The organism is Burkholderia ubonensis subsp. mesacidophila (genome assembly GCF_002097715.1).
GTDB classification, from domain to species: Bacteria; Pseudomonadota; Gammaproteobacteria; order Burkholderiales; family Burkholderiaceae; genus Burkholderia; species Burkholderia mesacidophila.
This window is the reverse complement of sequence record NZ_CP020738.1, coordinates 2197276-2214369: the sequence shown is the minus strand read 5'-3', so window position 1 is coordinate 2214369 and position 17094 is coordinate 2197276. Positions and strand designations below refer to the sequence as shown.

Sequence of the window (17094 nt, the reverse complement as noted above, 5' to 3'; positions counted from 1 at the left end):
CGTCAGGGGCGCGTCCGATCGAACCCAATCGAACGTGCAACACGAATTGACCGCGAAAACAAAAACTGCGCCCCCGTTGACCCGGGGGCGCAGTCGCGCTTGCTGCGGACGGGCAGTCCGCCGCCGCTTAACGGCCGGTGACCGAGCCCGTGCAGGCGCTCGCGTTGCCGATGTCGAGGTTGTAGCCGCTCGTGTTGCTCAGGAAGTCAGCCGAAATGGCCGTCTGGAAGTTCGACGACACGGTGTCGAAGCCGTTGCCGTGAACGATCGACGCGAAGCTGGCGTTCGTGTAGTGAGCGTTCAGGAAATCATGCACCGCGGTCTTGACGGCGGGATCGCTGTAGCACTGGCTCAGGATGATCTGGCTGGTGCCGGAAACCGGATAGCCTGCCGCCGGGGTGGCGGCGTTCGGCACCCAGTTGACCTGATTGGCCGCACGTGCCGGGGTGCTGGGGGCCGACGTCGTGCCCACGGCCGTCGTCGCGTTTGCGTACGTCGGCGCATAGGTGGCGCCGTTCTTGGCGTTCACGAGGCTTGCCAGCGGCAGTTGCACCGCGCCGGCCGCCGTCACGACCGTGCTCGACGGTGCGAGGAACGTGTTCGTGTAGTCCGGGCTCAGGTACGCAACGGCGGCGGTGCCGGCCGACGACAGATTCACCAGTTGGGTACGCACGCCGCCGCTACCCGATGCCGGGACGAAGTTCGCCGGCACGACGCCGCCCGGGAACGAAGCCGTGAACGTCAGCGAATCGACGAACGCGACGTTTGCCTGCGTGTTGAGCGTCGTACAGACGGCTGCGAGGTGGCGGGTCAGCAGTTCGGTCGTGCCGCTGCCATCCGAACGGTAGATCACCTTGATCGGCGCGTTCAGCGCGTAGGCCGAGCTGGTTTCCGGGTTGGTGACCTGGTTCCAGTTCGTCAGCTTGCCCGAGAAGATGCCGCACAGGTCGTCATCATTCAGCGCGATGCTGTGCGCCTGACCCGGCGTCGTTTGCGGCGTCGTCGTGCTGGTCACGGCCGGGCCGTTGACGACCGGCACCGTGATCGGCGTGACGATGTACGGGATCTGGATCAGCGGGCCGCTGGTCGCGCCGAGGCCAGCCTTGTACGCCGTGAGTTGCGCGGTCGACAGCGCCGCGTCGCTGTTCGCGAAGTGGACCGTGCCCGTGACGCCCGCGCCGAAGAACGTCGGCTGGTTGTTCAGGAACGCGTTCATGCCGGCGCCCGAGCCGACCGAGTAATACGTGAACGAGCCTTGGGACGTGCCGAACAGGCCGATTTCGGAGGCGCTGTTGCCGATCGAGCCGATGGTCGGCGCGACGAGCGACGAGCCGCCGCCTTGCACGTTCGGAGCGGCCATCGCGGCCGTTGCGCCCATGCTCGAAACGAGAAGTGCCAGGACCTGACAGATCTTGCGCTTGCTGGATTTCATGAAAATTCCCTTGAACGAAGATAAACGACGGGGAGCCTGCTGCCGCGGCCTGAATGCGATATCGGCCGCGGAGTAACTGTAGGATGAAATTCGAAATGCGCGTGTGAACTTTTCATAAAGAATGGTCCGTAACATTTTCGATGAATGGCCGATTGCCTTGCTCCGTCTGATAAACGATCGAATCAGCGAAAATCAGACCGAATCGCAATTCCCGGATATTGGGTGCGGCGGAGCGCAGCGGCCGTCGCCGCGAATCGCGCTAGCGCGGCCCCGAGTCATTTTCATGGCAGATGTTACGGACCTTTCCGTCGCTCGGCGCGTGCGCGAGCTGTTCATTGCGTTTCGCGTTTGAATGGACGAGAAGAGCGCGGATTCTAAATGGAGATTTCCTTAATTCATTTAAGGAATGGAGAAGGGGTGCGTCGGAAGGCAATGAAAATCATCAATGACGATAAGAAAAGAATCGAGCCGCATAATCGCTGCCGCCCAAAAAGGTAGCCCAACATCCGTCACAAATTTGCGCCGGTTCACTCCTTAGTCTTTGCCCGCGAATCCGCCGGGCATGACCGCCGTCGGCGGACCCGACAACCGTACGCAGCCTGCAGTGAGCATTCGGGCGTTCCGATCGTCGACGAGTCGATCCGCACGCTGCGCGACGACGCCGAGCGCTGGCTCGCGGCGGGCGCGACGTCGCTCGAGGAAGTGATGCGCGTGACAGGAGATCACCGATATGTCTGCATTCCGCTATGAAGCGATCGATCGCGCCGGCAAGACGCTGAGGGGCGTGCTGGAAGCCGACAGCGCGCGCGCGGGGCGCGGCCAGCTGCGCACGCAGGGGCTCACGCCGCTCGTCGTCGAACTGGCCGCGTCGCGGCTGCACGGCGAGCGCAACCAGCGTCTGTCGATCGGCCGCAAGCTGTCGCAGCGCGAGCAGGCGATCATCACGCGCCAGCTCGCGAGCCTGCTGGTCGCCGGGCTGCCGCTCGACGAATCGCTGTCGGTGCTGAGCGAGCAGGCCGAGCGCGAATACGTGCGCGAGCTGATGGCGTCGATCCGCGCCGAGGTCGTCGGCGGCCATTCGTTTGCCAATGCGCTCACGCAGCATCCGCGCGATTTCCCGGAAATCTACCGGGCGCTCGTCGCGGCGGGCGAGCACACGGGCAAGCTCGGCATCGTGCTGTCGCGCCTCGCCGACTACATCGAGCAGAGCAACGCGCTGAAGCAGAAGATCCTGCTTGCGTTCACGTATCCGGGGATCGTCACGCTGATCGCGTTCGGCATCGTCACGTTCCTGCTGAGCTACGTGGTGCCACAGGTCGCGAACGTGTTCACGAGCACCAAGCAGCAGTTGCCGATGCTGACGGTCGTGATGATGGCGCTGTCGGATTTCGTGCGGCACTGGTGGTGGGCATCGCTCGCCGCGTTCGCGGCGGTGGTCTTTGCGATCCGCAAGGTGCTGTCGCAGACGGGCCCGCGGCTTGCATTCGACCGCCGGCTGCTGACCGCGCCGCTCGCCGGCAAGCTGGTGCGCGGTTACAACACGGTGCGCTTCGCGAGCACGCTCGGCATTCTCACGGCGGCCGGCGTGCCGATCCTGCGCGCGCTGCAGGCGGCCGGCGAAACGCTGTCGAACCGCGCGATGCGCGCGAACATCGACGACGCGATCGTGCGCGTGCGCGAAGGCTCCGCGCTGTCGCGCGCGCTGAACAACGTGAAGACGTTTCCGCCGGTGCTGGTGCACCTGATCCGTTCGGGCGAAGCGACGGGCGACGTGACGACGATGCTCGATCGCGCGGCCGAAGGCGAGGCGCGCGAGCTCGAACGCCGCACGATGTTCCTGACGAGCCTGCTCGAACCGCTCTTGATTCTCGCGATGGGCGGCGTGGTGCTCGTGATCGTGCTGGCGGTGATGATGCCGATCATCGAGTTGAACAACATGGTGCAGTGATGAACCGGTCAGCGCACGAACGCATTCGGGTTCTGCGCGGCGGGCAGCGCGATCTCGCGTTGCAGGCCGGCCGTCTCGACGACGATCGAGCGGGCGCGGACCTCGGCGAGCTTCACAGCGTCGCCGAGCGCGCCGCCGAGCCGCACGACGCGCGCGGCATCGCCGCCGACGCTGACGATCGCGGCCGCGTGGCGCGCATCGAACGACAGGATGCCGAACAACTGGATCGCGTGCTGCGCGCCGTCGCCGGGCTTCGCGCCGAACAGTTGCGCGCCCGCGGACACGTCGAACGGCGCCGGCGGCGCGACTCGGGCCGGCGCGGGCGCGGCGGGTGCGTTCATCAGGCGCGCGGACCACAGCGACACCGCGACGAAGGCCGCTGCGGCGGCGAGCGTGGCAAGCGCGGGCGCGAGGTTGGCGCGGTTCGCGAGCGGGCGGAGCAGGGCAATGGAGGTCATGGCGATCGGCCTGTAGGTCAACCGGGATGCCGGCGGTCCGGCATCGGGCGAAGTAACCCCATTCTTTGACGCGAGAGTGAAGACATGATGACGCGAGACAACGAGACCGAACCCGTGCACGGCGCGACGAGCCGAAGCCGTCACGGATGCGGTGCGCAGCGCGGCTTCACGCTGATCGAGATCATGGTGGTGGTCGCGATCCTCGGCATCCTCGCCGCGCTGATCGTGCCGAAGATCATGAGCCGTCCGGACGAGGCGCGCCGCATCGCGGCGAAGCAGGACATCGGCACGATCATGCAGTCGCTGAACCTGTACCGTCTCGACAACGGCCGCTACCCGTCGCAGGAGCAGGGCCTGCACGCGCTGATCCAGAAGCCGACCGCCGAGCCCGCGCCGAACAACTGGAAGGACGGCGGCTATCTCGAGCGGCTGCCCAGCGATCCGTGGGGCAATGCGTACCAATACCTGAATCCCGGCGCGCACGGCGCGATCGACGTGTTCAGCTACGGCGCGGACGGCAAGGCGGGCGGAGACGGAAACGATGCGGACATCGGCTCGTGGCAATAGGCGTGTGGGCGCCGCGCGGCGCTCGGCGGGCTTCACGCTGCTCGAGATGCTCGTCGTGCTCGTGATCGTCGGGCTGCTGGTCGCGGTCGTGACGCTCGCGCCGTCGCGCAACCGGCGCACGGATCTGGCCGAGGAGGCGCAGCGGCTCGCGAGCCTGCTCGAATCGGCCGGCGACGAGGCGCAGGTGCGGTCGATGGCGATCGCGTGGCAGCCGGTGGGCGGCGGCTACCGGTTCGTGCAGCGCACGGAGAGCGGCGCGTGGTCGCCGATGACCGACGACCTGTTCCGCGCGCGCCGCTGGGGCGCCGCAGTGACCGGCGTGTCGGTCCGTTATACGGGCGGCGGCGAAGCGATCCAGCGCATCGTGCTCGGCGACGAAAGCATCGACGTGCCGGTGACGATCACGCTGTCGTCCGGTTCGACGCGGCTCCTCGTCGTCGGCACGGGGATCGGCAACTTCGTCGTGCAACAGCCATGAGCGGCAGCGCGACGCTTCTCATGCGGCCCGCGCGAGGCGGACCCTGTCCAGCCTGATCGTGCTGCTGCCGTCGGTCGGCACGTTCGACGGCGCTTGTGCTGTCGGCGCGCGACACGCTGCTGGTCGACGTGCCGGTGCCGCTCGCGACCGGTGTGAAGCTGCGGCGCAGCCTGCGCGCGCCCGGCATACGAAAGGCTCGCTGTTTTGCCGCCTGCCGACACAATTCACCTGACTGTCACATGCTCCGCTCACAATCTGTCCTTCGCTTGCCGCGAAGCCGCTCACGGGGGTGCGGGGGATTCGCCGGCGGCGTGCAACTCCACTTCCGTCCAGGAATTCATGATTCGTTCACGGGCGCCGGCCGGCGTCCTGGCGATCGTCGCGTGGTTCACCCTTGCCGCGTTGTTCATGCGTGTCGTGCAGGCGCAGGAGACCGGAACCGCCGCACGTCAGCCGGGTACCACGGCGCACTTCGATCTGCCCGCGCAGCCGCTCGCGAAGGCCTTGCAGGATTTCGCGCGGATCACCGAGCTGATCGTGCTGGCGCCCGCGCCGCTGCTCGACGGGCGCACGAGCGCATCGGTCAAGGGCGAATTCCTGCCGCGCGACGCACTGGAGAGGGTGCTCGCGGGAACGGGGTTGCGCGCGGAATTCGCGCGACCGGACGAGGCGATCATCGTCGCGCGGCCGGCCGCCGACACGGCGCCGGCCGCGGTCGAGACGCCGGCGGACGCGGCGCTGCCGATCGACGGCGTCGGCGTATCGGACGAGCTGCGCACGTTCGCGGGGCTGTTGCAGACGCATCTGATCGATGCGCTGTGCGCGCAGCCGGCGGCGGTTCCGGGAAGCTATCGACTCGTCGCGCAAGTGCGCATAGATAACAAGGGGGCGGTGGTGGCGGTCAACATGGTGGCATCGAGTGGTTTTGCCTCGCGCGACGCGGCGGTCCTGCGCGCGCTGCGCACGCTGAAGCTCGACGCGGCGCCGCCGGCGGCGCTGCCGCAGCCGGTGACGATCCTGCTGCGGCCGGTCGGCAACGGCGTGCATTTCCGCTGTCCGCAGACAGCCGAACGGAACTAGGCGGTCATGTCCGACACCACCCGCGCCGGGCTCAGGAAGCTGCTGGCGTCGCGCTACGCGTACCTGGTCAGGCGTCTCGAACGCGTGACGGGATCGAAGGACGGCGCCGCCGACGCGCTGCACGAGACCTGGCTGCGCCTCGAGAACGCGAACGTGTCCACGCAGGTGACCAACGCCGACGCCTATATTCTCGGGATGGCGAACAATGTCGCGATCGACCAGCATCGCCGCGAGCGGCGACACCTGCACGACGACGACGTCGAGACGCTGCTCGAGCTGCCCGACGAGGTGGCCGATCCCGAGCGTATCGTCGCCGCGCGGCGCAAGGTCGATGCGCTGAAGGACGTGCTGCGCGGGCTGCCGCCGCGGCGCCGGGCGATCCTGCTGGCCGCCCGCGTCGACGGGCTGCTGAACCGCGAGATCGCCGAGCGCTTCGGCATTTCGCTGCGGCTCGTCGAAAGCGAGCTGAGCGCGGCGATGAAGTACTGCCTGCAGCGCATGCAGGAAGAGGGTGAGTCGTACACGGGTTCGCGCGGCGGGCCACGTAAATTTTGAGCATCCGGACGATGACGAAAGCCCAGGCCGATTCCGCACACGACGCGCTCGACGAAGCGAGCGCGTGGCTGCTGCGTCTGCGCTCCGGCGGCGCGACCCGGGACGACGTCGACGCGTTCGAGCGCTGGTGCGCCGATCGCCCGCAGGCCGCGCAGCTGCTGCGCGACACGTGGGGCACGCTGCGCACCGCGTCGGCGGAACTCGCGCAGGAGGAGCGCACGGCCGCCGCGTGGGCAAACGTTGCAAAGCGTGAAAGAGCGATGCGCACGGGCCGGCGCGCGTTCGTCGGCTTCGCGGTCGCGGCGGGCGCGTCGTGGCTCGCGCTGCGGCCGCCGATGGCGCTGTGGCCGTCGCTGGCTGAGCTCGCGGCCGACTTCCGCACGGGCACCGGCGAGCAGCGCCAGGTCGCGCTGGCGGAGGACGTGACGGTCGAGCTGAATACCCAGACGCGAGTCGATGTGCTGCCCGCGAGCGTCGCCGCGCGCGGCGTCGAGGTGGTGGCCGGCGAAGCGGAAATCGACGCGACGCCGGGCGCAGGCCGCGCGGCGGCGATGCAGCCGGTCGTCGTGGTCGCGGGCGGCGGCCGCATGCAGGCGACGGTCGCGAAATTCAACGTGCGCCGCACCGGCGCGCAAGTGTGCGTGACCTGCCTGTCGGGCACGGTCGCGCTCCAGCATCCGCGCGGTGCGCGCACGCTGCGCGCCGACGACCAGGTGACCTACGACGACCGCGGCGTGCAGCCGGTGTCGCGCGCCGATCCGGGCGCCGTCAGCGCATGGCGGCGCGGGATGCTCGTGTTCAACGGCGTGCCGCTCGCGGAGGTCGTCGACGAGATCAACCGGTATCGGCCCGGCAAGGTCATCCTGCGCAGCGCCGCGCTCGGCGCGAATCGCATGCAGGCGCAATTCCCGATCACGCGGCTCGACGACGTGATCGATATGGTCGGCCGCCTGTACGGCGCGCACATCACCCGGCTGCCCGGCAACCTCGTGCTGCTGAGCTGAGCGCCGACGCGCGGCGGTTCCATCATCGCGTCCCGTGTCCTGCGGGTTACGCGTCTTCGATACGACCTCATCCATGAGGGCCGGCAAACGCCGGACGGCCGTTCGCGGCTGCCCGGTGGAGCGTCGTCGGACCCGAGGCGTGTGTGGCAAAGCGCCCCGTGCAGCGCATCGCTGCGTTGCGCGGGAAGAACGCGTTCATTTGGCTTCGGGCGGTGGCGTGACCATGACCATATCGCAACGGGATGACTATTCCGGCGACGCGCAGGCGCTCGCCGACGAGATTCGCGAGGGCGCCATTCGCTGGCTGCTCTGGCTGCGCGCCGGCGATGCGAGCGCGCGCGAGCTCGACGCTTTCCGGCGCTGGCGAATGCGCAGCGCCGAGCATGCGCGCACCGCCCACGAACTGATCTGGCTATGGGCGGTGCTCGGCATGCTCGGGCAAACGGAACCGGGCGGGTCGACGCAGATGCATTGATGCATCCGCTGGCACGATCAGAGATCCGAGGGCAGCAGCGTGACGCGCTCGCCGTCGAGCGGCATCGGACACAGCGCGACCGCGCGCAGGATTCGCTGCCGGTTCAGCTCGAATGCGAGCAGCAACTGCCGATGGCTTGCGTCCGCCGCGCCGAGATGCAGGCGCAGCGTGTCGGGCGTCAGCGCGTAGGCGGCATAGCCCCATCCGAATCCGTACGCCGAAAACCAGATTTCCGATTCAGTCGACGCCATCGGTGCAGTGAGGTAAATGCTGGGCAAGGGCATGTCGCAGGTCCGTTGAAGTGTGGCGATTGTGACGGCGGCGTGACGCGACAACACTACCGTAACGTCGCCGCTTTGGCGATGGATTCGATGCATGCGGATGCAGGCACGGGTGCGCCCGCGTGCATGACGCATGCATTCGTTGCAGCGGGTGATGCGGATGCATCGCCATCCGTGTCGCAAGAAAGTCTGCGGGTTACGCGATCCCGCTACGACCTAGTAAACGAGAGCGAGGGGCCGTGAAGAGGGCAGTGAAGCGGGCAGTGAAGCGGGACCGGGGGCCGGACTAAACCGGCCCCCGGATGGCCGCCACCGAGAGAGAGCAGGTATAGAGCAATTGCAGGGCAAGAGAAGTCAGGGGCCGAGCTGTGCGCCGGCGGCATCAGCGCGCGGCCGGATCGTCCTGCGCACCGGCGCGTGCGCTCGTCCAGGCGGCATCGAGCGGGTCGTCGGTGTCGCGCAGGGGCTCGCGCAGAAACGGAAAGCGTTCGACGAGCGGTGCGGATTCTTGCAGGGCCACGATATGGTTGACCATCCATTGCAGCAGCTCGCCGCCGTGCCGGACCTGGCCCGGCCGCCAGTGCGGCATCGCGGCGAACAGCTCGGCGAATCCGCTCCAGCGGGACGGCCGGTCGTTGTCGCCGGGCCGCAGGTAAGTATTCATCGACACGTCGCGGGTGTCGGACAGCACGCCGACGAACAGCCCGAGCGAGGTCGGCACGCCGACCTGCCGCCAGCCTTCCGCGAGCGCGAGCGAGCGGATCACGCGCGCGCACACGAACGCGATGCGCGTTTCGTGTTCGATCTCGGCCAGCGACATCACGCCATTGCGCTGCATGCAGCGTGCCACCGCGTGCGGCCGGATCGCGTTCGACGCGAAGCTGCGCAGCACGAGATCGGGCACCGTGAGCTGCAGCTGGAATTCGCGCAGGCCGCGCTCGGCGCTCATCGTCGAGAAATTGACGAACAGGCCTTCGAGCTGGCCGAGCGCGCCCACGTAGGGCTCGAGCCCGAGCCGCGCGAGCTTCGGCGCGATCTGCCGTTCGAGGAGCCGCATCAGGTTGCGGCGGGTGCGCACGCCGGTGAAGCCGTCGATGCCGCGCGTGACGACGTCGCTAATCTCCCAGCGGCGTTCTTCGGCGAACAGGCGGGGCGAGCGGCTCAGGTCGAACCGGGCGCGGCCGTGCGCCACGCGGGGGTCTACGTACATGCCGGGGTCTCGTGCATCGATTGCGGGCGGAGCGCCGCGACGCGACGTCGTCGCGCGCATCCGGTCGCTCACGATGCTGCTGCGTCGCAAGCGGCGCGTCAAGTGCGGCGGGCCCGAGCGTGTCGCGCCCGCGTCCAACCCAACCCAGACGAGGTGATCAGGTGATGCGCACGGTCGTGGAACGCTTTGTCGAACAGAGTCCGATGACGATCCTGACGCGGCTCGTCCTGCAATGCGCGCTGCATGACGACTGGATCGACGGCGCGGCCGGTACGGAGGACGAGCCGGACGGCGAGGCGATCCGCGAAGCGCTGTTTGCGCTGGCGGTCGACGCGATCGTGACGATCGCTGCGCGGCAATCGGGTTCGGTCCGGTCACCGAACGCGTTCGACGGCGGCGCGGCAACCGGGTTCGGCCCGGCCGTCGCGGCGCTGCACGACTGCATGAGCCGGCTGCGCGCGGGCTGGGGCCGCGCGCTCGTGAAGGACAGCGTCGACCTGCTGCTGCCCGCGACGGCGCCGCGCCCGCGCGAATGGGCTCGCGAATGGTCCCGATCCACCGGCGGCATGCGGCTGCGCGTGCTGGACGGCGGCATGCCGTTCGCAGGCGCGGGATGCGGGCACGACGCCGCCGGCTGCGGTTGCGGCTGCGGCAATCCCGGCCGCGAGGCCGCCGCGCATGCGCGGGTGTTGCCTGTCTACGACCCGGATCTCGGCATGATCGTCGATCTGCTGCAGCACGAGCGCGGCCGGATGCACGAGCGCGCATTCGCCGGCGCGCTGCTGGAAGCGGTGCAGCCGGGCGAGCTGTGGCTCATCGACGGCCGCTTCGAGACGGACGCGATCCTGTCCGGCTGGCCGCGCCGCGGCGGTGCGTTCATCGTGCGCGAACATGGCCGCGCGGCCACGTGCCGCGCACTCGGCGACTGGCGCGACGCGGGGACGCACGACGGCGGCGTGGTGCGCGAGCAGGCGGTCGGCCTGGCCGGCGAGCGCGATGCGTCGGCCGCGCTGCGCCGCATCGAATGGCGCAGCGCCACGGACGCCGTGGCGACGCTGCTGACCGACTTGCCGGCGGCGCAGTTCGATGCGCGGCAGATCGTGCAGCTCGCGTGCCGGCCGTGGCGCGACGCGCTGCCGCTCGGGCCGGTGTTCGACGGCGCGCTGTTCGGCGAGGTGCCGGCGCGCGCGTCGCTGCTCGCGCACGGCATCGTCGCGATGGCGTACAACGCGTTCGGTGCGATGACGGGCGTCGTCGGCGCGGCGCTCGATCTCGACGCGCGCGACGTCGAGCGCCTGCCGTCGCACATCGCCGACGGCGTCGCGGCGACCTACGCGGGGATGATGATCGCGCTGCCGCCCGACTGGTGGCGGCGCTACGACCAGCTGCCGGCGACGACGCTCGGCCAGATCGTGCGGCTGCTCGCCGCGCACGTCGATCCGCGCAGCGAGCGCCGGAAGCGTCGCGACAACCGGCTGTCCGCGAAATCGCAGGCGCTGCTGCGCGCGGCGACGCTGGAGCGCCTGCTGCACGACGACGGCGACGATGCCGCGACGAACGTGTTCAGCCTGCGCACGATCGCGATGGCAACGCGCGATTTCAGCAGCAACCCGTCGAAGGCGCTCCGGCATGCGAGCGAAGCGCTCGTGATGGTCACGAAATACAACCGGCCGATCGCGCTGCTGGTGTCGATCGACGACTGGAACCGGCTGCTCGGCGAGGTGCGCGAAACGAGCATGACGCGGCTGTCGTTCGACTATGCGGGCGCGACGCAGAACCTGCGCCCGGCCGCGCTCGGCGATACGTCGCTGAACCAGGAAGCGCGCGCGGCCGGCGTGCCTGTCGTGGCCGCGCTCAGCTCGTGAGGCGGCGCACCCAGATCACCGACGTCCAGCTGAAGTTGCCGCTGCCGTAGCGGGCGATCAGCGTGTCGATGCGCACATTGATCCGCGCGGACTGCACGCGGCAATGCACGATGAAATAGCCGCTGTTCACGCCGACGGCCGAGCCGTCCGGCAGCGTCGCGCTGCCCTGGACCGGCGCGAGATACTCGGCGATCTCGCCCGTGCCGACGAAATACGCGGTGTGGCGCCGCTCGACGAGGCGGCGCGCCTGGCTGCGCGACAGCGTCGGGATTGCGGCGACGAGCACCGGCTCGTCCGCGGTATTGACGTTGACGGTGGTCAGGTCGGGCAGGATCGTCACGAACGGCGCGAGCGCGCCGATCGCGCGGGCGTCGTAGCCCGGAATGCGCGAGAGGTCGTCGACCGACACGAGCTGCAGCGGCCAGCCGCCGGGACCGTTCGCGTCGCGCAGCGAGCGCAGCATGAAGTCGGCCGTCTGCTGCGCGAGCGCCGGATCGAGCGACAGCTCGCCGAGCAGCCGGCGATACGCGAGCAGGCCCTCGCCGTGGGTCTGCCACGGCTTGCCGGGCGCGACCCGCGACACGAGATTCATCAGGTTGAAGCGCGCCTGCGCGTCCTCGATGTGGCCGGAGATCCGTGCGCGCGCGAGCTCGGCGTTGACCGTCGCGGCGCCCGGCGGCAGCAGGTCCGCGAGCGGCACGTCGCCGACCGGCTGCGACCACGTCTGGCCGGCGAAGGTCACGTTCGACGTCGCGCTCTGCGCGCGCAGCGTCGCCCGCGCCCATTCGACGGCCGCGCGTTCGACCCACATCGTCTGCGTGGCGAGCCGCTGGTTCTCGACGTCGCGCGTCGCGACCTGCTGGCGCCACAGCACGCTCGCCGCGAGCGTGGCCGCCAGCGCGACGACGAGCAGCACCGTCACGATCGCGATGCCCCGTTCGCGCCGCGCGGCTGCCGTCCGTACCCGTTCGTATCGATGCATACGCGTATCCCTACCTTGCCTGCGGAGCCGGTGCGGCCGGCCGTCAATCCTCGAACGCCAGCCATGCGTGCGCGATGCTCGCATGCGCGGATGACGCCATGCCGAACGCCGCGGCCAAGCCGGCGACCCACAGCGCGAGCGGCGCGCGCCGCGTGCCGTCGGCCGACGCCGCCAGCGGGCCGACCAGCCCGGCAATCGCGTGCGACTGCCACAGCAGCAGCACGAACAGCGCGCCGCCGACCGCCGTCGCGACGCCGAACGCGTGAAGCGCGACCGCCGCTCGGCGCACGAACGGCGCGCGGTGATGGCGCTGGTTCGTCGCGACGATCGCGACCCCGTTCGCAACCGGCACGATCGCCATCGCCGCGGCCCAGAAGAACGGCTGGTCGCTGGACGGATTGATCAGCAGCAGCGCGCCGATGGTCCAGAACGGCGGCGCGAGCAGCGTGAGCGCCACCCACGACAGCAGTTGCCACGCGAGCCACGGCGCGCGCCAGCGCAGCGGGCGTGGCGCGAAGCGCGCGGCGAACGGGCGCCCGCCGCCGGGAAGCGCGGCGGCGCCGGGCAGGCGTGCCGTGAGCCACCGCACGAGCATCGTAGCGAGCCACATGGGCGTTCCCCATCGTTGACGTTTTTCTCAATAGCTAGGACGTAATGGCCGGCCGCAAGCCGCAGGATTTCGTCGCATGGGGGACCCGGATAAGCGGGACGCGCGCACAAGCTCGTGCGAATCTTCAGCGGAATGTCACAAAAACTTCCCGGTGAGACACGACGATTGTCGAGCCGCGCGCGAACGCGGCAGCCGACGCGTTGCCAGCGCCGGGCAAAACGACAAGCACACGAAACGGGGGCCACGCACATTCATGCGCAACGTGCCGCGCGAAGCCGGCGCGAACCTCGTTGCGCGCGCATCGTCGGCCGCTTTCGTTGCGTCGCGCGGCCGAATTGCCATCGAACACGCATTGCGCATGTCGTTCGCCGGCGCGGCTGCAACGACGGGTCGGCGGGCAGCGTGCAAAAAGACTGCGGCAATGCGCGTCTCGTTCCGTCTAGGTAGGTGTGAGCGGCGACCGGGTACATCCGGTCGCGGTCACGTGCATTTTTTCATCGGGCGGCGCACAGCCGACAGGATCATGAACGTGGAACAGTTCGACGAGAGCCGATTGACCAGCGACACGGCGTCGCCCGACGCGGACGCCGTGTCGCCGGTCATCAACCTGCGCGATACGGGGCGGTTCCTGCAGGTGCTCGCCGCGCTCAAGTGCTCGCTCGCGGTGAGCCGCCGTCCGTCCGGCGTCGCGCTGATCGGCGTCGACGGCGACGGCGTCCCGACGCTGTCCGCGTGCCGGTTGCCGCGCTCGATGGGGATGGCGGTGGCCGGCAACCGGCTCGCGGTCGCGACGATTCACGAGCTGATGGTGTTCGCCAACGTGTCGACGCTCGCGCCGCACTATCCGGCCCGTCCCGCGCATTACGACGCGGTGTTCGTGCCGCGCATCTCGTATTACACCGGCGATCTCGACCTGCACGACATGGCGTTCGACAAGCAGGTCGTGCTCGCGGTCAACACGCGCTATTCGTCCATCTGCGTGATTGACGGTTACTTCAATTTCACGTCGATCTGGCGGCCGCCGTTCGTGACCGCGATGGCGCCCGACGACCGCTGCCACCTGAACGGGATGGCGTTCAGCGACGGCAAGGTCCGCTATGCGACCGCGCTCGGGCAGACCGACACGCCGTTTGGCTGGCGCGCCGGGATGGCCGACGGCGGCATCGTGATGGAAGTGCCGTCGGGGCGCATCGTCGCGTCCGGCCTGTCGATGCCGCATTCGCCGCGCGTGATCGGCGGCCGCCTGCACGTGCTCGAGGGCGGCCGCGGCCGGGTGCTGCAGATCGATCCGCAAACGGGCGCGAAGCGCGTGCTCGCGACGCTGCCCGGCTTCACGCACGGTCTCGCCGAATACGGCGGCGTGCTGTTCGTCGGGCTGTCGAAGCTGCGCGAGAAGCGCGGGCCGCAGGGCCTGCCGATCGAACGCGAGGCGGACGCGCTCGTCGCGGGCGTCGCGGCGCTCGATGCGGGCAGCGGCGAGGTGCTGGGAATCCTGCAGTTCTTCAACGGCGTCGACGAGATCTTCGACGTGCAGGTGGTGCCGAACGTGCTGCGCGGCGAGATCCTGAGCCCGCACCAGTGGAGCGAGACGCCGTCGATCGTGACGATGCAGGGCGGCTTCTGGCAGACGCGTCCGCGCGAGCAGGACGAGCCCGCGAATCGTGACAGGTGAGGCGCCGATGAACGTCGATCGCTGCGGGTTTTCCGCGCCCGTTTCGTCATTACCGGTAGACGCGTGCGATCGCAGCGACGCGAGGGGCGCGGGCGGCGTGCTGTGGCTCACGGGGCTGTCGGGCGCGGGCAAGACCACGCTGGCGGATGCGCTGGCCGACATGCTGCAGCGCCGGGGCCTGCGGGCCACGGTGCTCGACGGCGACCGGCTGCGCGCGGGGCTGAATCGCGATCTCGGATACGCCGAGCACGATCGCTTCGAGAACGTGCGGCGGATCGCGGAAGTGGCATCGCTGTTCGCGGATGCGGGCGTCATCGCGATCGTCGCGGCGATCTCGCCGCGCACGGCGATGCGCGAGGACGCGCGGCGCATCGTCGGCGCGGGCTTTCGCGAAGTGCACGTCGCCGCATCGCTCGACGTGTGCGAGGCGCGCGATCCGAAAGGGCTGTACCGGAAGGCGCGCCGCAGCGAGCTGCGCGAATTCACGGGTGTGTCGTCGCCTTATGAGGCGCCGTGTGCCGCGGACCTCGTGCTGGAGACCGGCAGCCGGTCGCTTGCGCACTGCCTGAACGCGCTGCTGGGCTTTGCGTTGCAGCAGTTCGGCCGCAGTGCCGACCCGCAGCCGGTCGCGCGCAAGACCGGCTGACGACGGCGGAAACGAACAGGGCGGGAGCCTGAGAAATTTGATAAGGATGACTGACATCGAGTCATCAATCTGAAACAACGCTTTGATAGCGGGACGTGCCGGATGTCCCCGTCAGCGCGAGGATGATCCGCAACAGAAAGGGGAATGGCGCATGCCGCCAAGAGCAGACCGTAAATCACGCGAACCGCGGCGGCTGCGACGCCGGTGCCTGGCCGGCGTCGCGCTGGTCGGGGGGCTGAGCCTCGCGCCCGGCGTCCGCGCGCAGGAGGCGGGCGCGGCGGCGCCGGCGGCGAAGCCGGCGAGCGGCGTGCCGCAGACGTTCGACGTGAACGCATTCATCGTGCGCGGCAATACGACGTTGCCGAGCATCGAGATCGAGAAGGCGGTGTATCCGTTCGAAGGGCCCGGCCGCACGCTGGCCGACGTGAACGCGGCGCGCGATGCGCTGCAGAAGGCGTATCAGGACCACGGCTACCAGTCCGTCGTGGTCGAGCTGCCGCAGCAGCAGGTGAAGGACGGCGTGATCCTGCTGCAGGTGGTCGAGGCGAAGGTCGGGCGGCTTCGTGTCGACGGCGCGAAATACTACTCGCCGCAGAACATCCGCGACGCGGTGCCGGCGCTCGCGGAAGGCGTCGTGCCGGATTTCAACCAGGCGCAGCTGCAGCTCACCGACCTGAACCGCTCGGCGGACCGCCAGGTGATTCCGGTGCTGAAGCCCGGCACGCTGCCGCAGACGGTCGACGTCGACCTGAAGGTCGACGACCACAGCCCGCTGCACGGCTCGCTCGACCTGAACAACGACCACAGCCCCGGCACGTCGTCGCTGCGCACGACGGCGACCCTCAGCTATTCGAACCTGTGGCAGCTCGGCCACGTGATTTCCGGCACGTACGTGCTCGCGCCGCAGCATCCGAACGACGCGCGCGTCTATGCGTTCTCGTATCTCGCGCCGATCAGGGATTCGCGCTGGAGCTTCCTCGCGACCGTCGTTCACTCGGACAGCAACGTCGCGTCGGTCGGCGGCACCAACGTGCTCGGCAAGGGCACGACCTACGGGTTCACGGCGATCTATGCGCTGCCGGCGTCCGACACCTATGCGCAGTCGGTGAGCATCGAGATCGACCGCAAGCATTACGACGAAAAGGTGAGCCTCGCCGGACAGGCGTCGACGGTGCCGCTGACCTACGTGCCGGTGACGTTCTCGTACAACGGCCAGCTCAGCCTGAAGGCGTCGCAGACGTCGTTCTCCGCCGCGCTCGTGACCAACATCCGCGGCATCGGCAGCGACTGGGGCGCGTGGGACAGCAAGCGCTACAAGGCGACGCCGGACTTCGTCTACGGCAAGTTCGACGTGAACCATACGCAGCGCTTCAAGAACGACATGCAGGCCAACGCGCACGTCAGCGCGCAGATCTCGAACTCGCCGCTCGTGTCGAGCGAGCAGTTCGCCGCCGGCGGGATGAACAGCGTGCGCGGCTACCTGCAGGCCGAGGACACGGCCGACAACGGCGTGATCGGTTCGCTCGAGCTGCGCACCCCGTCGCTCGCGAAGTTCCTCGGCGGCGCGATCGGCAGCGTCATCAACGAATGGCGCTTCCATGCGTTCGTCGACGCCGCGCATCTGTGGCTGCTGAGCCCGCTGCCCGAGCAGACGTCGAGCTTCAACCTGCTCAGCGTCGGCGTCGGCACGCGGCTGCAGCTGGCCAAGTACGCGAGCGCCGACTTCGAGGCGGGCTGGCCGCTCAAGGCGGGCGTCTATACGAAGCAATACAGCCCCCGGTTCGATTTCTACGTGCGACTGGGGTTCTGACGGTTTTTTTGATCGTGCCGC

General features: G+C 69.0%; 17 protein-coding genes. 11 read left to right on the top strand and 6 right to left on the bottom strand.

Annotation, left to right across the window (positions count from 1 at the left end):
- Positions 1 to 127: 127 nt before the first annotated feature.
- Complete coding sequence (locus B7P44_RS27310; protein WP_084909021.1) at positions 128 to 1432, bottom strand: substrate-binding domain-containing protein; 1305 nt, start codon at positions 1430 to 1432, stop codon at positions 128 to 130.
- Positions 1433 to 2162: 730 nt separating this feature from the next.
- Here B7P44_RS27310 and gspF point away from each other — a divergent pair.
- On the top strand, positions 2163 to 3380 hold the full coding sequence (gene gspF, locus B7P44_RS27300) for a type II secretion system inner membrane protein GspF (RefSeq protein ID WP_084909019.1): 1218 nt from the start codon (positions 2163 to 2165) through the stop codon (positions 3378 to 3380).
- An 8-nt stretch (positions 3381 to 3388) separates the two neighbouring features.
- Here gspF and B7P44_RS27295 read toward each other — a convergent pair whose 3' ends face one another.
- A complete protein-coding gene (locus B7P44_RS27295) occupies positions 3389 to 3838 on the bottom strand; it encodes a general secretion pathway protein GspC (protein WP_084909018.1) in 450 nt (149 codons plus the stop codon).
- An 87-nt stretch (positions 3839 to 3925) separates the two neighbouring features.
- Between B7P44_RS27295 and gspG the strand changes: the two genes are divergently transcribed.
- The 6 genes from gspG (at position 3926) to B7P44_RS27265 (ending at position 7997) form a co-directional block, all read left to right on the top strand.
- Positions 3926 to 4405: a type II secretion system major pseudopilin GspG gene (gspG, locus tag B7P44_RS27290; RefSeq protein ID WP_084910051.1), complete on the top strand. Its 480-nt coding sequence runs from the start codon at positions 3926 to 3928 to the stop codon at positions 4403 to 4405.
- Complete coding sequence (locus tag B7P44_RS27285; protein ID WP_084909017.1) at positions 4380 to 4883, top strand: GspH/FimT family pseudopilin; 504 nt, start codon at positions 4380 to 4382, stop codon at positions 4881 to 4883. The genes gspG and B7P44_RS27285 overlap by 26 nt, the downstream gene beginning before the upstream one ends.
- Before the next feature lie 339 nt (positions 4884 to 5222).
- Positions 5223 to 5963 carry a secretin and TonB N-terminal domain-containing protein gene (locus B7P44_RS27280; RefSeq protein ID WP_084909016.1) on the top strand — a complete coding sequence of 247 codons (741 nt, stop codon included), beginning with the start codon at positions 5223 to 5225 and terminating at the stop codon, positions 5961 to 5963.
- A 6-nt stretch (positions 5964 to 5969) separates the two neighbouring features.
- Entirely contained in the window at positions 5970 to 6518 is a 549-nt protein-coding gene (locus B7P44_RS27275) for an RNA polymerase sigma factor (RefSeq protein ID WP_042588213.1), read from the top strand.
- Between the two features lie 11 nt (positions 6519 to 6529).
- On the top strand, positions 6530 to 7522 hold the full coding sequence (locus B7P44_RS27270) for a FecR family protein (protein ID WP_084909015.1): 993 nt from the start codon (positions 6530 to 6532) through the stop codon (positions 7520 to 7522).
- A 223-nt stretch (positions 7523 to 7745) separates the two neighbouring features.
- Entirely contained in the window at positions 7746 to 7997 is a 252-nt protein-coding gene (locus B7P44_RS27265; protein WP_084909014.1) for a FecR/PupR family sigma factor regulator, read from the top strand.
- A 17-nt stretch (positions 7998 to 8014) separates the two neighbouring features.
- Here B7P44_RS27265 and B7P44_RS27260 read toward each other — a convergent pair whose 3' ends face one another.
- The gene (locus B7P44_RS27260) at positions 8015 to 8281 is read right to left on the bottom strand and encodes a hypothetical protein (RefSeq protein ID WP_231716720.1); all 267 of its coding nucleotides are present in this window, start codon (positions 8279 to 8281) and stop codon (positions 8015 to 8017) included.
- 379 nt (positions 8282 to 8660) lie between these two features.
- The gene (locus B7P44_RS27255) at positions 8661 to 9488 is read right to left on the bottom strand and encodes a hypothetical protein (RefSeq protein WP_084909012.1); all 828 of its coding nucleotides are present in this window, start codon (positions 9486 to 9488) and stop codon (positions 8661 to 8663) included.
- A gap of 164 nt (positions 9489 to 9652) precedes the next feature.
- Here B7P44_RS27255 and B7P44_RS27250 point away from each other — a divergent pair, with 164 nt between their 5' ends.
- Complete coding sequence (locus B7P44_RS27250; RefSeq protein ID WP_088511539.1) at positions 9653 to 11353, top strand: type II toxin-antitoxin system Phd/YefM family antitoxin; 1701 nt, start codon at positions 9653 to 9655, stop codon at positions 11351 to 11353.
- On the opposite strand, the gene gspK is transcribed toward B7P44_RS27250, so the two are convergent.
- Both gspK and B7P44_RS27240 read right to left on the bottom strand, forming a co-directional pair.
- Positions 11343 to 12335: a type II secretion system minor pseudopilin GspK gene (gspK, locus tag B7P44_RS27245; protein WP_084909010.1), complete on the bottom strand. Its 993-nt coding sequence runs from the start codon at positions 12333 to 12335 to the stop codon at positions 11343 to 11345. The genes B7P44_RS27250 and gspK overlap by 11 nt on opposite strands.
- A 43-nt stretch (positions 12336 to 12378) precedes the next feature.
- Positions 12379 to 12945, bottom strand: a complete 567-nt coding sequence (locus B7P44_RS27240; protein ID WP_084909009.1) for a hypothetical protein — start codon at positions 12943 to 12945, stop codon at positions 12379 to 12381.
- A gap of 523 nt (positions 12946 to 13468) precedes the next feature.
- Between B7P44_RS27240 and B7P44_RS27235 the strand changes: the two genes are divergently transcribed.
- From B7P44_RS27235 to B7P44_RS27225, 3 genes are all read left to right on the top strand, one after another.
- Positions 13469 to 14617: a TIGR03032 family protein gene (locus B7P44_RS27235; RefSeq protein WP_084909008.1), complete on the top strand. Its 1149-nt coding sequence runs from the start codon at positions 13469 to 13471 to the stop codon at positions 14615 to 14617.
- 7 nt (positions 14618 to 14624) lie between these two features.
- Complete coding sequence (gene cysC, locus B7P44_RS27230) at positions 14625 to 15263, top strand: adenylyl-sulfate kinase (RefSeq protein WP_084909007.1); 639 nt, start codon at positions 14625 to 14627, stop codon at positions 15261 to 15263.
- Positions 15264 to 15414: 151 nt separating this feature from the next.
- Positions 15415 to 17073 (top strand): ShlB/FhaC/HecB family hemolysin secretion/activation protein, encoded by a 1659-nt coding sequence (locus tag B7P44_RS27225; protein WP_084909006.1) that lies wholly within the window; start codon positions 15415 to 15417, stop codon positions 17071 to 17073.
- Positions 17074 to 17094: the final 21 nt, after the last annotated feature.

Bases quoted from the DNA above. Each gene is read 5' to 3' on its own strand.
- cysC (WP_084909007.1), top strand. From the start codon at position 14,625: ATGAACGTCGATCGCTGCGGGTTTTCCGCGCCCGTTTCGTCATTACCG.
- B7P44_RS27260 (WP_231716720.1), bottom strand. From the start codon at position 8,281: ATGCCCTTGCCCAGCATTTACCTCACTGCACCGATGGCGTCGACTGAA.
- B7P44_RS27275 (WP_042588213.1), top strand. From the start codon at position 5,970: ATGTCCGACACCACCCGCGCCGGGCTCAGGAAGCTGCTGGCGTCGCGC.
- B7P44_RS27295 (WP_084909018.1), bottom strand. From the start codon at position 3,838: ATGACCTCCATTGCCCTGCTCCGCCCGCTCGCGAACCGCGCCAACCTC.
- B7P44_RS27255 (WP_084909012.1), bottom strand. From the start codon at position 9,488: ATGTACGTAGACCCCCGCGTGGCGCACGGCCGCGCCCGGTTCGACCTG.
- B7P44_RS27270 (WP_084909015.1), top strand. From the start codon at position 6,530: ATGACGAAAGCCCAGGCCGATTCCGCACACGACGCGCTCGACGAAGCG.
- B7P44_RS27265 (WP_084909014.1), top strand. From the start codon at position 7,746: ATGACCATATCGCAACGGGATGACTATTCCGGCGACGCGCAGGCGCTC.
- B7P44_RS27250 (WP_088511539.1), top strand. From the start codon at position 9,653: ATGCGCACGGTCGTGGAACGCTTTGTCGAACAGAGTCCGATGACGATC.
- B7P44_RS27240 (WP_084909009.1), bottom strand. From the start codon at position 12,945: ATGTGGCTCGCTACGATGCTCGTGCGGTGGCTCACGGCACGCCTGCCC.
- B7P44_RS27280 (WP_084909016.1), top strand. From the start codon at position 5,223: ATGATTCGTTCACGGGCGCCGGCCGGCGTCCTGGCGATCGTCGCGTGG.
- gspG (WP_084910051.1), top strand. From the start codon at position 3,926: ATGACGCGAGACAACGAGACCGAACCCGTGCACGGCGCGACGAGCCGA.
- gspK (WP_084909010.1), bottom strand. From the start codon at position 12,335: ATGCATCGATACGAACGGGTACGGACGGCAGCCGCGCGGCGCGAACGG.
- B7P44_RS27235 (WP_084909008.1), top strand. From the start codon at position 13,469: ATGAACGTGGAACAGTTCGACGAGAGCCGATTGACCAGCGACACGGCG.
- B7P44_RS27285 (WP_084909017.1), top strand. From the start codon at position 4,380: ATGCGGACATCGGCTCGTGGCAATAGGCGTGTGGGCGCCGCGCGGCGC.
- gspF (WP_084909019.1), top strand. From the start codon at position 2,163: ATGTCTGCATTCCGCTATGAAGCGATCGATCGCGCCGGCAAGACGCTG.
- B7P44_RS27225 (WP_084909006.1), top strand. From the start codon at position 15,415: ATGCCGCCAAGAGCAGACCGTAAATCACGCGAACCGCGGCGGCTGCGA.
- B7P44_RS27310 (WP_084909021.1), bottom strand. From the start codon at position 1,432: ATGAAATCCAGCAAGCGCAAGATCTGTCAGGTCCTGGCACTTCTCGTT.